This window comes from Bifidobacterium pullorum DSM 20433, assembly GCF_000771405.1.
GTDB classification, from domain to species: domain Bacteria; phylum Actinomycetota; class Actinomycetes; order Actinomycetales; family Bifidobacteriaceae; genus Bifidobacterium; species Bifidobacterium pullorum.
Window position 1 is genome coordinate 79891 of the sequence record NZ_JDUI01000011.1, and the last position, 13397, is coordinate 93287.

The 13397-nt window shown below is 64.1% G+C and carries 8 protein-coding genes, 1 tRNA gene and 1 pseudogene; 7 read left to right on the plus strand and 3 right to left on the minus strand.

Features of this window, described 5'->3' with window-relative positions; translation table 11 throughout:
• Window positions 1-19: 19 nt before the first annotated feature.
• The 3 genes from OU11_RS06790 to OU11_RS09250 are packed head-to-tail and all read left to right on the plus strand — an operon-like array spanning window position 20 to window position 2400.
• Complete coding sequence (locus OU11_RS06790) at window positions 20-736, plus strand: LytR/AlgR family response regulator transcription factor (RefSeq protein ID WP_033515523.1); 717 nt, start codon at window positions 20-22, stop codon at window positions 734-736.
• On the plus strand, window positions 733-2058 hold the full coding sequence (locus tag OU11_RS06795; RefSeq protein WP_033515525.1) for an ATP-binding protein: 1326 nt from the start codon (window positions 733-735) through the stop codon (window positions 2056-2058). The genes OU11_RS06790 and OU11_RS06795 overlap by 4 nt, the downstream gene beginning before the upstream one ends.
• Window positions 2059-2118: 60 nt before the next feature.
• A complete protein-coding gene (locus OU11_RS09250) occupies window positions 2119-2400 on the plus strand; it encodes a hypothetical protein (RefSeq protein WP_152597109.1) in 282 nt (93 codons plus the stop codon).
• 56 nt (window positions 2401-2456) lie between these two features.
• Here the strand turns inward: OU11_RS09250 and OU11_RS06800 are convergent, their stop codons facing one another.
• Together OU11_RS06800 and gluB are read right to left on the minus strand one after the other, a co-directional pair.
• On the minus strand, window positions 2457-3098 hold the full coding sequence (locus OU11_RS06800) for a hypothetical protein (RefSeq protein WP_223224098.1): 642 nt from the start codon (window positions 3096-3098) through the stop codon (window positions 2457-2459).
• Window positions 3091-5514, minus strand: coding sequence for a beta-glucosidase GluB (gene gluB, locus OU11_RS06805; RefSeq protein ID WP_033515527.1), 2424 nt, complete (start codon window positions 5512-5514; stop codon window positions 3091-3093). Before gluB ends, OU11_RS06800 begins: the two co-directional genes overlap by 8 nt.
• A 542-nt stretch (window positions 5515-6056) precedes the next feature.
• On the opposite strand from gluB, the gene OU11_RS06810 reads away from it, so the two are divergent.
• The gene (locus OU11_RS06810; RefSeq protein WP_081963504.1) at window positions 6057-6851 is read left to right on the plus strand and encodes a potassium channel family protein; all 795 of its coding nucleotides are present in this window, start codon (window positions 6057-6059) and stop codon (window positions 6849-6851) included.
• 212 nt (window positions 6852-7063) lie between these two features.
• Here the strand turns inward: OU11_RS06810 and OU11_RS06815 are convergent, their stop codons facing one another.
• Entirely contained in the window at window positions 7064-9937 is a 2874-nt protein-coding gene (locus tag OU11_RS06815; protein WP_033515529.1) for a glycoside hydrolase family 3 N-terminal domain-containing protein, read from the minus strand.
• Window positions 9938-10200: 263 nt separating this feature from the next.
• On the opposite strand from OU11_RS06815, the pseudogene OU11_RS09630 reads away from it, so the two are divergent.
• From OU11_RS09630 to OU11_RS06830, 3 genes and pseudogenes are all read left to right on the plus strand, one after another.
• Window positions 10201-11106, plus strand: a pseudogene (locus OU11_RS09630) (serine/threonine-protein kinase); the annotation flags it as partial.
• Between the two features lie 1044 nt (window positions 11107-12150).
• Window positions 12151-13128 carry a DsbA family protein gene (locus tag OU11_RS06825; protein WP_033515531.1) on the plus strand — a complete coding sequence of 326 codons (978 nt, stop codon included), beginning with the start codon at window positions 12151-12153 and terminating at the stop codon, window positions 13126-13128.
• Between the two features lie 126 nt (window positions 13129-13254).
• Window positions 13255-13328 (plus strand) — tRNA-Thr (locus tag OU11_RS06830).
• Window positions 13329-13397: the final 69 nt, after the last annotated feature.

Consider the following 13397-nt stretch of genomic DNA (forward strand, 5'->3'; position numbering starts at 1 on the left):
GGCGAAGGAGGCGAAGGATATGCGTCCCATCCGAATCGGCGTTGTCGAGGACGACCCAGCAGCCTGCCAGATCATCCTGGATTATCTCAACCGGTACCAGCGTGAGCAGGGCGAGGAGTTCGTGGTGTCCGCGTTCAACGACGGCGCGACGCTCGTCGACCACTACACGCCGATCTACGACATCCTGCTGCTGGATATCGAGATGAAGCAGATGGACGGCATGACGGCCGCCCGACGTATCCGCGAGCGCGACAACGACGTGGTCATCGTGTTCATCACCGCGGCACCGCAATACGCCATCAGCGGATACGAGGTGCAGGCGCTGTCGTACCTGCTCAAACCGGTGCCGTGGTTCGCGTTCAGCCAGGAACTCAAACGGTCGATCGACACCGTGCACCGCCGCTCCGACAACTCGATGCTGGTGGAGACCGGATCGAAGCAGATTCGCGTGAACCTGACCGACATCGTGTACATCGAGTCCATCCGGCACACCATCATCATCCACACGTTGGGCGGCAAACTCTCGATTACCGGCACCCTGAAGGAACTGGAATCGAGGCTTGCCGACCACGACTTCTTCCGGTCGAATTCCTGCTATCTGGTGAACCTGCGGTATGTCTCCGCCGTCGAGGACCAGGACTGCGTCATGTCCAACGGCGAGCGCCTGCGCATCAGCCGCCCGCGCAAGAAGGCGTTCCTGACGGCGCTGGCGGACTATATGGGCGGCGCGCAATGACCGGCGGCGGCATCGTCAACGCACTGCCCGACATCCCCCGTCTGTACACGGCCATCAGCGAATGGCTGGGTTGTCTGGTGTATATCTGCGCGTTGTACCGACGGGTGACGCTGACGCGGACGATCCTGACCGCCGCGCTGGGACTGCCGGTACTCATCGGACTGCAGTATCTAGCGGGCACGATGTCATTGCCGTTCTGGGTTCTTGGCATGTGTCTGGCGGCCATGGGCATGTTCGGCATCATCATGCTCGCCATCGGCACCGGCAAGCGCGAGGGCCTGTATATCACGGCAAGGGCGTTCATCCTGGGCGAGCTGATCGCCTCATTGCACTGGCAGTTGGCCACCTTCGCCGAACACGCGCTGGGCAGCACCCCCGATTGGTGGGAGAACGCCATCCTGCTGGCGGTGACCTACGGCCTGTGCTTCGCGATCGCCTGCACGGTGGAACGCGGCAACTTCAGCCGGACCCAGCCCACCGTGCCGACGCTGTCCGCCGCCGTCATGACTCTGGCCACCACGCTGATCACCTTCGCGATGAGCAACCTGAGCTTCGTCTCCACGAACACGCCGTTCTCCGGCACCGTGGGGCAGGAGGTGTTCTACATCCGCACCCTGGTGGACCTGTGCGGCTTCGTGATTCTGTACGCGCAGCAGGAGCAGGCGCGGCGGCTCGCCTCCAACATGGAACTGGCGTCCATCGATGCGCAGCTGAAAAGCCAGCACCAGGAGTACCTGCAGTCCAAGGAGAACATCGAATCCATCGGGCGGCTCGCGCACGATCTCAAACACCAGATCGCGGCCTTGCGCGCGGAGGTGGACCCCGAACATGCGGCGGCCGGCTTCGAGCAGCTCGAAGCGTCCGTGCAGGAATACGGCGCACAGCAGCATACCGGCAATCCGGTGCTCGACGTCATCCTGACGGCCAAGACGCGCACCTGCGCGGACAAGGGCATCACGTTCACCGCCGTGGCCGATGGCAAGCTGCTGGAGGGCATGTCGTCGATGGACATCGCCTCCCTGTTCGGCAACGCGTTGGACAACGCCATCGAGGCCACATCAAAGCTCTCGGACCCCGAGAAGCGCCTGATCCGGCTCGCGCTGTACCAGCAGGGACAGTTCACCGTGCTGCGTGTGGAAAACTACTACGACTCCGCGCTGAAAACCGACCCCGAGGGCAATCTGCGCACCACCAAGAGGGATGCGCGCTCGCATGGCTTCGGTGTCAAGTCAATCCGGCACATCGTGCAGCAATATGGCGGCGAGGTGACGATCCGGACCAAGGACCACTGGTTCACGCTCACCGCGCTGATCCCGCGCTGAGCGCCGCTGAGTGCCGCAACGGCGCATGCTCATGCGGCCAATGCACCCAATGGGCCTTACATGGCTCCCGAACTGGCACATATGCTGCAGGACCACGGTGGCGCTACATCAAAAGGGCTTTATGCAATGCCCAACATGAACCATGTGGTGCAGGGGCGTGATGCCAGTGCATCAAAAGGGCCAGATAAACCATCCGAAATAGCACATGTGATGCAGGAACACGGTGACACTACAGCAGATGGGCCAGATCAGCCGCCCCAAATAGCACATTTGTCACAGGCGTACGGTGTCACCGCCGCAAAAGGGCTTCGGCCCAAAACGCAACAGGGTCCCGCCGGTTGATTCCGGCGGGACCCTGCATCCCTCTAGCGTGTACGGGCGTCAGGCCCGGACATGGGTCACTTGGTTTCTTCCTTCTTCTCGCCTTCCGGGAAGATGATCTTGAAGACGAAGAAGAAGATGACCATCGAAACACCGCCCGTGATGAAGGTCACGAGGATGTTGTACACGGCCAGCGGCACATAGGCCTGGGCGATCGGCATCCACAGGTTGTTGAAGCCGTTGCAGATCAGCGAAATCAGCACCCACGCGATGAAGTACCACATGGCCTGGTAGACCGGGTTGCCGTGGCTCTTGAAGGTGATGTTGCGCTGCAGCGGGAAGTTGATGCATTGCGCGATGAACGAACCGACCTCATAGCTGATGAAGTAGCCCAGACCGCCGCCGATGGCGACCGCGCCGGCGGAGTCATAGACCACGTTGTAGCCCAGCAGGCTCCAGGTGAAGTCCACGCCGAACAGGTTCATCGGCACCTGCGGCCACATGAACTCGGTGCCGGCCAGGCCGATGCCGAGGATTGGTGGCAGGAACGTGAAGATCAGGTACTGGACGATCGTCACGCCCATGCTGAACACGAAGAAGTAGAAGATCTGATAGACCCACTTCGACAGCTTGGGGTACTTGGCGCAGAACTCATTCCACTTCGGCATCCACCATGCCATGAACGGGTTGGCGTACGCCTTCTTCTCTGCCTCACTCATTGTTGAGCTCCTTTTCTGTGCGCTTGTTGGCGGACTGGTTGCGGAAGAATCCCGCGATGAACGATCCGATGCCGCGGAAGGTGTGGCGGTTCGCGATCTTGACGATGGCCTGCACCATCGCGGAGTCGATCATGCCCTGCGTCATCTTGCTCATGGCGCGCGGCGGCATGTTGAGAATGAACAGCGTGTTGAGATCCGGCTGGCCGGTCTTCTCACGCACGGACTTCTCGCGGTTGGTCAGCACCTTGGCCACGGTGCGGGCCGCGAAGCCCTTCGAATCCACCCACGAGGAGATCGGGTCGTTGGCGCCGAACGTCTCGGGCTTGCCGGGGGCGGTGACCCAACGGCCGAACAGCGCGGTCATCTCGTCGTCGGTGACCTCCTTGACCTTGCCGGTCAGGTAGGAGCCGAGCGCCGGGTCGGCCGGCTTCGGGTCCACATCGCCCTTGACCTCATGCGTGGCGGTCAACAGAATGTCCTCCACGTTCGCACCGACCATCAGCGTCCATTCGCCGGACTCCACATGCCAGGCGTTGGATTCGACGTCGAAATGACGGAACGTGTAACGGTCGAACTCGATGCGAACGGTCTTGGACTCATGCGCATCCAGCTGGACCTTGGCGAAGCCCTTGAGCTCGCGGTCCGGACGCAGCACGCCGCCCTGGGGTCCGCGCACATACAGCTGGACCACGGTGGCGCCGGGCACGTCGGAGTCGTTGGTCACGGTGCATTCCACGCCGTTGTCGTCGACCTTCATGTCCGAGTACGAGAACGTCGCATAGCTCAGGCCGTAGCCGAACGGGAAGCGGACCGGCACGCCGGCGGTGCTGTAGTACCGGTAGCCGACGAACGGGCCTTCACGGTAGATGGCGTCGCGGCCGATGGCCGGGTACCAGCCGGAGCTCGGGCAGTCCGTGTACCGGAGCGGCCAGGTTTCGGCCAAGTGGCCGGAGGGGTTCACCTTGCCGGTCAGCGCGTTCGCGGTGGCGGAGGCGCCGGCCTGACCGGACAGACCGATGTACAGCATCGCGGCCACGCCGTCGTACCACGGCAGTTCCACCGGGGAGCCGGCGACCAGCACGATCACCACCGGCTTGCCGGTGGCCACCAGCGCGTCGACCATATCGTTCTGGACCTGCGGAATCGCCATCGTGGAGCGATCGAGTCCTTCGGACTCGCTGCGCTCGTCCAGGCCGACCACGGCCACCACCACGTCGGCCTTGCCGGCGAGCGCCACGGCCTCGTCGATCAGCCCCTGGTTCTTGGCGCCCTGACGGTCGTAGCCCTGCGCGTAGCCGGCCACGGTCACGCCTTCGGCCTTGCTCAGTTCGTCGAGCAGGTTCTCCTCGCGGGTGGCGTTGACCTTGGAGGAGCCGGAGCCCTGGAAGCGGGCCACCTTGGCCATGTCGCCGACCACGGCCACGGTCGCGCCGGGCTTGAGCGGCAGCGTGGCGTCGTCGTTCTTCAGCAGCACGCTGGAGTTCTCGGCCACGTGGCGAGCCACAGCATGGTGGGCGGCGGCGACGTCATCCGTGAGCAGGTCGTCGCGTCCGACACCTTCGGTCTTGGTCAGGCGTGCGATCTTGGCCACTTCGGCGGCACGGGCGTTGAGGTCGGCTTCGGACAGCGTGCCGGCCTGCACGGCGCCGACGAGTTCGCGCACGGAGGTGAAGCCGGGCGACGGCATCTCCAGGCTACCGCCGGCCTTGACGGCGTCGACGGCGGAGTTGGAGCCGCCCCAGTCGGAGACGACCATGCCGTCGAAGCCCCATTCGTCGCGCAGGATCTCCTGCAACAGGTGCTTGTTCTCGTGCGCGTAGACGCCGTTGATCTCGTTGTAGGAGGTCATGATGGTCCACGGGTGGGCCTCGCGCACGGTGATCTCGAACGCGGTCAGGTAGATCTCGCGCATCGTGCGCTCGTCGATCACACTGTTCGAGGCCTGGCGGCGCAGCTCCTGGCTGTTGACCGCGAAATGCTTCGGGCAAGCCGAGATGCCGTTGCTCTGGATGCCCTTGACGAGGCCCGCGGCCATGTGACCGGCGACCTGCGGATCCTCCGAATAGTATTCGAAGTTACGGCCGCAAAGCGGGTTGCGTTTGATGTTCAGGCCGGGGCCGAGCAGCACGTTGACGTCCAGGTCGTGGGCTTCCTTGCCCAGCGCCTCGCCCATTTCCTCGGCGAGCGCCGGATCCCACGAGTTCGCGACCGTGCCGGCGGTCGGGAAGCATGTGGCAGGCTTGGACTGGCCGAGGCCCAGGTGGTCGCCCGCGCCGAGCTGGCGACGCACGCCGTGCGGACCGTCGCTCATCACGAAGCTGGGGATGCCAGCCCGTTCGTTGCCGCGAGAATCCCATTCCGACGCGCCCGAGAGCATCGCCGCTTTCTCCAACACCGAAAGTTCTTCGAGTTCCATGGTTCTCCCTTGCACTGTATTCTCGAACGAATCGCAAACGCTGCACCGCGCGCGATTCGCCTTCCACTTTGATTGAATCAGGTTTTGCCGTGGGGTGTGCGCGGGGTTACACAACCTGTCGTTTTATTCGCACAATCGGTCCGCCCCGCTCCGTGACCGTGATACATCGTGCTCGTGCGGGGTTGCGGGAAAGATTGGTTTGGGGGTGATGCCCTTTGACGACTTATCTCACAGTCACGATGCCGCACGGCCGCGCGGAATGGCCACGCAGCCGTACGGACGGGCGGACGACCGGGACGGCGTCACATGCGGACCAGGTTTCATGATGTAGGCAGATTGTCGTCTAAGTAGGCAGGCGTATCGAGACATCTCTCAATACACGATGTCGGTATCAAGCCGTTTTCTGAAATGGATCACGCGAATGACCTGCCTACTTGAACGCCCATCTGCCAACTTCCGAACGAATCCTTCCGCGGCCCGACCCTCCACCGACTTCGCCCAGCGTCTACGCCCAGACAGGCGATACGCACTATCATCGGATTATGAGACTGAAGAAGTGGCAGCGATGGACCGACTGGCCGCTGATGATTCTGGCCATCGTGTTCCTGGTGGCGTTCTCCTGGCAGGTGCTGGTCGGCACGCACCTCAAGCTGTGCGAGGGGGTGATGAACGCGATCTGGATCGCGTTCATCGTGGATTACGTGGTTTCGCTAGCGCTGGCCGAGAACAAGTGGCAGTGGTTCAAACATGACCTGATCGGGCTGCTGTCGATTGTGCTGCCGATGTTCCGTCCGTTGCGACTGCTGCGGCTGGTCAAGGTGCTGCATGTGCTGGGGCGCACCAGCGGCATGGCGGTGCGAGGCAAGCTCACCGTGTACACAATCGGCTCGGTGTCGATGCTGATCTATGTGAGCGCGTTGGCCGTGTACGCGGTGGAACGCAACGCCGAGGGCTCGTCGATCACGGATTTTCCGACCGCGCTGTGGTGGGCGTTCGTGACGGCGACGACGGTTGGGTACGGCGACCATACGCCGGTGACGATCTACGGCAAGATGGTGGCCGTGGGGCTGATGTTCACCGGTATCGCGCTGATCGGCATGATCACGGCGATGCTGGCCTCATGGATTGTGGATCAGGTCAATGCCGAGGCCGAGGAACGCGAGGAGGAGGCGCAGTCCGAAAACGACCGTCTGCGCCAGGACATCCGCGAGCTGACCGGCACCGTGGCCGCCCTGCGCGACGAGGTCCGCGAGCTGCGCTCCCCGGATTCCTCCGCATCCCTCACCGCGCTCCCGGATTCCGGGCCATCCCCACGGCGACCCCGTCCTCCACGGTAATCCCCCTTTTCGGACTCTGATCCATCTCCGCCTAACCCCGTCTCCAACAACGCCGGAATTTCGGGGATTTCGGGAATATGTCACGGTCACAATGTGTCAGAGTCCGAGAGCAGGGACCGGAACGATTAAGGAGAGAAACGAAAAGGGGCGGCACCCCGGTATGGGGTGCCGCCCAGGATCGGTGCGGCCAGGTCGCCTAACCGATCAGGAGATCAGGCCTTGGCGGCCTTCTTGCGGTCGAGGAACCGCTTGATGGCCAGCGCCTCGAGGCCAAGGAACGCCACAGCGGCGACGCCCCAGACCACGTAGGTGATGGTCTTCCAGATCGGGACCTCAACCTTCGGCTCGCCATCCTCGTACATCCAGCTGTTGGCGGCCGTGTACAGGATGTTGTGGGTGGCCGTGCGCATCGCCTGCATCGAGGTGGCGGACTTGTCGGTGATGTGGTTGGTGATCTCGGTGGTGGCCAGCATCACGTCGGTGCCGCCGCGGATCGCGCGATCGGCCTGCATGTAGCCGTAGCCGCCGAAGTAGTCGGTCAGCACCATGCCGCGGAAGCCCCACTCGTCACGCAGCACCGTGTTGAGCAGGCCCGAGTGCGAGCCGGCCCATTCGATGCCGATGTAGTTGAAGGAGCTCATCACCGCGCCGGCGCCGCCGTCCTTGACAGAGGCCTCGAACGGCTTCAAGTAGATCTCGCGGATCGCCTGCTCGGTGGACCAGGTGCACAGCATGCTCAGACGGTTGGTCTCCTGGTCGTTCAGAGCGAAGTGCTTCATGAACGCGTATACGCCCTTGGACTCGGCGCCGCCCACCTGCTCGGCGGCCATGGCGGCCGAGAGCACGCCGTCCTCGGAGAAGTACTCGAAGGTACGACCCGCGAAGGCGTTGCGGTGGATGTTCATGGCCGGCGCGTACCAGCCGGAGACGTGCATGTCATGGGCCATGTCGCCGATGCCCTCGCCGAAGCGGCGGGCCAGATCCTTGTTCCAGGTGCAGGCCACGGAGGTGGAGGACGGGAAGCCGATCGAACCGACCTGGGTGAAGTTGTTGTTCAGCGAGGCCGGGCCGTCGACGTCGGTCAGCTGGATCTTGCCGATCGACTCGATCGCCTGGGTGCCAAAGCCGCCGTTGGCGATCAGGTTGTCCATCTCGTCGAAGGTCAGCTGGTCGAGCAGCTCGTCCCACAGCGGATCGTCGTACTCCTTGCCGGTCAGATCGGCCAGGCGCACGTCGCCCTTGGCGCCGGTGGTCGGCATCTCGTCGGCGTCGTCATTGGTCTCGGCCGGGTCGTAGTTCGACTGGTTGCGGAACTGCGCCTTGTACTCGTCGGACAGGGTGTAGTTCGTCGGGGCGGCCAGGGCCTCCTCGCGGTTGGCGAAGTGGTCGGCGCGGCTCAGGTAGGTCACGTCGCCGCGGTCGGCGTCGAAGGCGTTGGTCGCCGGAACGGCGTCGCCGTCGTGGGTGTTGCCCTCGGAGTCGTACACGATGTCCTCGTCCACGGTCACGGTCTTCTCGTCGATCACGGTGTGCGAGTCGGCGTTGATCGAGACCTGGTAGTCACCGGCCTCCAGCACCCACGCCTTGGCGTCCTGATCGTCGTAGGAGGCCATGTCGTCGTCCTCGAAGGAGATGGATACGGTCTCGGAGGCGCCCGGCTCCAGCAGCTCGGTCTTCTCGAAGGCCACCAGGTTCGCGCTGGCCTTCTCGATGCCGCCGTTCTCGTACGGCGGGTTGTAGAAGACCTCGACCACGTCCTTGCCCGCCACATCGCCGGTGTTGGTCACGGTCACGTCGAACGACACGGTGCCGTCGGCGTAGGTCACGTCGCCCATCTCCTGCTCGAACGTGGTGTAGGACAGGCCGTAGCCGAACGGGTACTGGACCACGTCGTCATACTCGATCACGCCCTCGTCGGCCGCGGTCTCGTAGTACTTGTAGCCCACGTAGATGCTCTCGACGTAGTTCACGAACGCCGGGGAGGTCTCGCCCTCCTCGAAGTTCTCGGTCGGGAACTCGGTCATGTTCTCGTACTTGTAGTCGCCCGCGTTGTTGTAGGACGGCTGCTGGGTCAGGTCATAGACGAAGGTGTCCGAGGTCTTGCCCGACGGGTTGGTGGTGCCGGCGAGGATGTCGCCCAGCGCGGAGAAGCCGGTCTGGCCGGCCGGCGGGCACCACAGCACGGACTTGATCTGCGGATAGTCCTCCACGAAGCCCAGTTCGAAGATGTTCGCACCGTTGTAGATGAGCGTGACCTTGTCGAAGTTCGAGGTGACCAGCTTGATCATGTCCTCTTCGGTCTTGCTCAGCTCGAGGAAGGACTCGCCGTCCTCGAAGTCCTCGTACTCGGTGGAGTTGTTGGTGTAGGTGATGCCCTCACCCTTCATGTTCTTCGGCAGGTCGGCGCCCTCGCCGCCGACGCGGCCGATGACGATGACGGCCTCATCGGAGAATTCCTTGGCCGAATCGATGAGATCCTGCGAGTAGTCGGCGGCCGGCACCTCCGGCAGGGTCCAATCCTGCTGGGCCATGGCCACCACCGGGCGATCCGCACGGTAGTCGGTGTACAGCTTCGAGAGCTCCTCGTTGGTGGTCAGACCGGCCTCGGCCATGCCCTGCAGGATCGAGGTGGTCTCGTAGTTGGCGTTCATCGAGCCCGAACCGGTGCCGCCGTAGACCGGGTTGGTCGACGCCCAGCCGAAGACGTTGACGTTCTTGTCCGCCAGCGGCAGGTTGTCGTCGGTGTTCTGCAGCAGCGTGACGACCTCGGACTGGATCTCCTTGGCCAGGTCGCTGGCGTTCTTGACGGTCTGATCGCTCAGCGTGTACTTGGTGGCGGTCGCGCTGTTGAGCAGCGTGGCCAGCGGGCCGAACAGCATCATCGACACCGCCACGACGGCCGCGACCAGGAACACCAGCCACGACTCGGAATGAATGAGCTTGCGCGTTGCCGTATCCGCCACCGTCTTCTTGTTGACGGCCACGGTCACGATGATCGCCAGCACCAGCACGACGCCGATGACGATCAGCTGCGGCAGCACGGACATGATGACGTTCATCACGTCACTCCAATTAATGCCCAGCATGAGCTTTCCTCCTCCTTGTTCTCAATGGGGAACAACCGGCGTGAATGCGCTCCGCCACATGCCGCAGCGCGACGTTCCGGTGTGAGACTGCCCTGCCCCGCAACCATCAGTCAGGTCTGGATCGTTCGCTTCACCGTTGAGGATCGCAACGTCAGCACCTCTTCATGCCGATGCATCCATCATCATCGAGTGTACCTACTTTCCGGCGCCCCCGGCCCCATCCTGTCATTTCGACTGCATAATCTGCACCTCATACGGCTAGGATGGTGAGCATGAGCGAACTGAATCTGGAATCCGGGCAGCTGGTGGGGGGCTATACGCTGCTCTCCCGGTTGGGTGCCGGCGCGATGGGTTCCGTCTGGCACGTACGCGACGACGGCGGCCACGAATACGCGATGAAGATCCTGCGCGATTCATTGGCCGAGGACGATACACCGCCGGAATCCCCCGAGGCCCGCGAACACCTGACCGCCCGCGAACGGCTCCGGCGCGAGGCGATGGCGCTGCGCCGTGTGCACCATCCGGGGGTGTGCGGCATCGTGGATATGGAGCTGGACGATTCGCTCGCGTTCATCGTCACCGAGCTGATCGAAGGCAAGAACCTCCGCGACGACGTCGCCGCGAACGGCCGGTATGTGGGCGACGATCTGGAACGGCTGGCCCGCAAGCTCATCGACGCCGTCAAGGCCGTGCACGCCGCAGGCATCATCCACCGCGACATCAAGCCGACGAACGTGATGGTGTCCGTCACCGGGCCGGTGCTCGTGGATTTCGGCATCGCGATGGGCGAGGGCGAAAGCCACGTGACCCGCACGGGTCTGGTCATGGGCACGCCGGGGTTCATCGCCCCGGAGATCATCGACGGCGCCGAATCCGACGAGACCACGGACTGGTGGTCGGTGGCCTCGGTGCTGGCGTTCGCCGCCACCGGATCGCCCGTGTTCGGCACCAAGCCGATGATGACCGTGTTGGAACGGGCCGCCGCCGGCCGCGCGAACCTCGCCGGATTGCCGCCCGTCACGATGGAGGCGTTCCGCTCGGCGCTCGACCCCGACCGGTCCAAACGATGCACTCCCGACGAACTGCTGCAGGCCATCGAACGTGACGCCCTCGATCCGACCGCATGGGAGATGGTGCGCCCTTTTGACGCAACCTCCCCGGTGGCGGGGACACGATTCGCCGCGGACCAGGCGGCGAAGGGGCCGGACACGGACAATCCGCGCACCCTATGGGCTGATGCCGACGACCCCGAACGCACGACGGCGCTTCCACAGGCCACGGCCGCAACGGTGCCGCAGGCCACGACCTCCCATACAACGGCCATGGCCGCAGCGGCAAGCCGAACCACGACCATGACCGTCCCCCTGGATGCGAACGCGACCCGCGCGATGGGCGTCGAAGGCGCCACCCTGCCGATCCGCACCGCACAGCCCGCCGGGGCGCGCACCCCCGCGCCCGCCGCTCCCCCTGCCATGCCACCGATGCATCCCCGGACCGCGGTAAGCGTCATCCACCCCGTCTTCGCCCGACATGAGGCCCTGAGACGTCGCGGACTGGCACCGGTCCTGCTCGCCGTCATACCTGTGGCGCTGCTGGCGGGGGCGGTTCCGTTCGCCGCCCTGGCATTGGCGCTGGCGCTGCTGTGGGCGGCGCTGACCGCCGGATTGAACGCCGATTCGCAGTTCCGGCGGGAGTTGCGCAACGACGGAGAACGCAAACCGGGCGACGGGTTGCGGCGCGCGGCCGCCCTGCCCTGGCATCTGGTCAAGGGGCTGGCGCTGGCAATCGCACGTGTCGCGCCGATGGCGCTGGCGCTGGGATGCGTGTGGCTGGTGGCGATGTTCACGACCGGTTCGCCCGACGACATGGCGCCGACATCCGCGGCGGGACTGGCGTTGTCCGCAACGATGGCCGTATGTTGGACGGTCAGCGTGCTGGCCCTCTCGCCGGACACCATCCGCACCGGCGCGGCCACGCTCTGCCGCGGCGGGCGGCCCGACGCCGGCATTCCCGACGATGTCGCCCGCCGGCCGCGCCTACGCACCGTGATCGCCGCCATCATCTGGATCCTGGCCACGGTGTCTGCCACCATGACATTCTCCACCGCGTCCGTCATCGACTGGTTTCCGCTGATGCCGTGACGGCCGTCATCCCGGCCTGCTCGGAACCCCGTCCACTACTATGGTCGGAGTGGAACCAGGAAAGGAACACCGATGGCCCAGAACGACAAGAAGATAGAGAAGCGGCAGTCCCGCGCCGAACGCCGTGCGGCGCAGGAGGCCGCGGAAAAGGCCGCGGCCGAGCAGGCGGCCAAAGAGCGCAAGCAGCAGACCATCATCGGCGGCATCGTCATCGCCATCATCGTCGTACTCGTCGCCATCGCCGGCTTCGCCATCTGGAGGGCCACGCACCCCGTCAGCGCCACCCCCAAGATCTCGGCCGAAGAGGCCTACAGCCAGCTGCAGGAGGTGGAGACCAAACCGCGCTATGCCGACGATCAGGGCGGCATCGCGATCTCCAAGGACGGCTATGGCACCGCCGTGGACGGCGCGCCGACCGTGTCCATCTATATGGACTTCCTGTGCCCGGGATGCGGCAGCCTCAACCGTCAGCTCGACCCCACGCTGGTGTCGATGATGGAGGCCGGCCAGCTTAACCTGGACCTGCATTTCATGGCGTTCATGGACAGGTATTCCACCGACGACTATTCCTCGAGGGCGGCGAACGCCGCGCTGACCATCGTGGACAACGACGACGACCCCTCGCATCTGCTGACGTTCCTGAGCAACATGTACGCGGATGATTTCCAGCCGGAGGAGGGCAGCGCCTACGAGTCGGTTAGCGATGAGCAGATCCGCGAGCAGGCCCTGGCCGCCGGCGTCTCCGAGGACGTGGCCGACATGCTGGTCACCGACGCCTATTCCCCGTGGCTGGACGCGGTCGACACCTACACGCCCAAGCGCGAGGAGCTGTTCAACGTCACCGGTTCGCTCAAGGGCTCGATGAGCACGCCGACCGTGACCATCAACGGTCATTTCTGGGATATCAACCAGCTCGCCTTCGCCGACATGACCATGGTGGATGGGTTCCTGACCTCGGTGGGTCTCGACGCGGACGAGGTCGGCCAGGAGGGCGCCATGCCGTCGATCGGCGCGGACGGCGACCCGATCTCGCTGACCACCGGCGAATAACCCTGCCAAACCCGTTTCCAACGGCCGACACGCCCGGTTTTTCATAACAAATCCGAGTATGTTCGGCCGTTTCAGTATATGGGGCTATACTATTCATTCGTCCCTAAAGCCCTACTGCAGGGATGCGCCTCCTTAGCTCAGATGGCCAGAGCGGCCGCCTTGTAAGCGGCAGGTCGTCGGTTCGATCCCGACAGGAGGCTCGACGTTCTCGAAGACCGTCGTATAATCGAATACAGCAGTATCCATAACTGTGCCGATCTTACCCCTGA

Coding starts and splice junctions, on each gene's coding strand:
- OU11_RS06790 (WP_033515523.1), top strand. CDS start 20: ATGCGTCCCATCCGAATCGGCGTTGTCGAGGACGACCCAGCAGCCTGC.
- OU11_RS06795 (WP_033515525.1), top strand. CDS start 733: ATGACCGGCGGCGGCATCGTCAACGCACTGCCCGACATCCCCCGTCTG.
- OU11_RS09250 (WP_152597109.1), top strand. CDS start 2,119: ATGGCTCCCGAACTGGCACATATGCTGCAGGACCACGGTGGCGCTACA.
- OU11_RS06800 (WP_223224098.1), bottom strand. CDS start 3,098: ATGAGTGAGGCAGAGAAGAAGGCGTACGCCAACCCGTTCATGGCATGG.
- gluB (WP_033515527.1), bottom strand. CDS start 5,514: ATGGAACTCGAAGAACTTTCGGTGTTGGAGAAAGCGGCGATGCTCTCG.
- OU11_RS06810 (WP_081963504.1), top strand. CDS start 6,057: ATGAGACTGAAGAAGTGGCAGCGATGGACCGACTGGCCGCTGATGATT.
- OU11_RS06815 (WP_033515529.1), bottom strand. CDS start 9,937: ATGCTGGGCATTAATTGGAGTGACGTGATGAACGTCATCATGTCCGTG.
- OU11_RS06825 (WP_033515531.1), top strand. CDS start 12,151: ATGGCCCAGAACGACAAGAAGATAGAGAAGCGGCAGTCCCGCGCCGAA.